This window comes from Aminobacter sp. P4_D5 (assembly GCF_056401815.1).
Map to the genome: position 1 here is coordinate 1 of NZ_JBFUIP010000441.1, position 1004 is coordinate 1004.

Below are 1004 nucleotides of genomic sequence, written 5' to 3' on the forward strand. Positions count from 1 at the left end.
GGACGTGCCGGGCTATCGCGGCCGCGGTTGACGGCGCGCATTGACCGCCAGGGCCGGTCGGCCCCATAGGGCGAAACCAGGGAGGACTAACCGAAATGGCGCGCGTTCTCGTGACCGGGGCTGCCGGCTTCATTGGCGCGCACCTTTGCCGCGCATTGCTGGCGCGTGGCGAGGAGGTTATTGGCCTCGATAACTTGAACCCGTATTACGACCCCGCCCTGAAGGAGGCGCGGCTCGCGGCGCTGACCGGCGAGGCGGGCACGTCGCAGTTCGAGTTCTTCCGCATGGATCTAGCTGATGTGGACGGCGTGCTCCGCCTGATGGGTCCGAAGAGCGGCATCGACCGCGTCGTGCATCTGGGGGCACAGGCCGGGGTGCGGTGGTCGCTCGAGGCGCCCTTTGCCTATACCAGCGCCAACGTCACCGGCCACCTTTCCGTCCTGGAGGGCGTTCGGCGCAGCGAAGGACGGATCCGGCACACGGTCTATGCCTCGACCAGCTCGGTCTACGGCTCGCGCGAGGACGGACCCTTCCGCGAGACGGACCGGGCGGACCAGCCGGCCTCGCTCTACGCGGCGACCAAGCTCGCTGGCGAGATGATGAGCAAGGCCTATGTGGACCTCTACGGCCTGGCGCTGACGGGTCTGCGCTTCTTCACGGTCTACGGGCCCTGGGGGCGGCCGGACATGGCCTATTGGCTGTTCACCGAGGCGATGCTGAAGGGGGAGCCGATCCGGCTGTTCAACGAGGGCCGGATGATGCGGGACTTCACCTTCGTGGACGACATCGTGGCGGGCGTGATCGCGGCGCTGGACCATCCGCCAGCGGCACCGGCGCACCGGATGTACAATATCGGCAACGGCCGGCCGGAACCGCTGCTGGACCTGGTGGCGATCCTGGAGGAGCTGCTGGGCGTGGAGGCCGAGCGGGTGCTCATGCCGATGCAGCCGGGGGACGTGCCCGGGACGTTTGCGGATGTCTCGGCGATGGAGCGGGATTTTGGG

The 1004-nt window shown here is 68.1% G+C and carries 1 protein-coding gene; it reads left to right on the plus strand.

The features are described 5' to 3' along the window. Nucleotides 1–95: 95 nt before the first annotated feature. Nucleotides 96–1004: NAD-dependent epimerase/dehydratase family protein (locus AC1DWF_RS32605; RefSeq protein WP_476842655.1), on the plus strand; the 909-nt coding region annotated here is incomplete at its 3' end.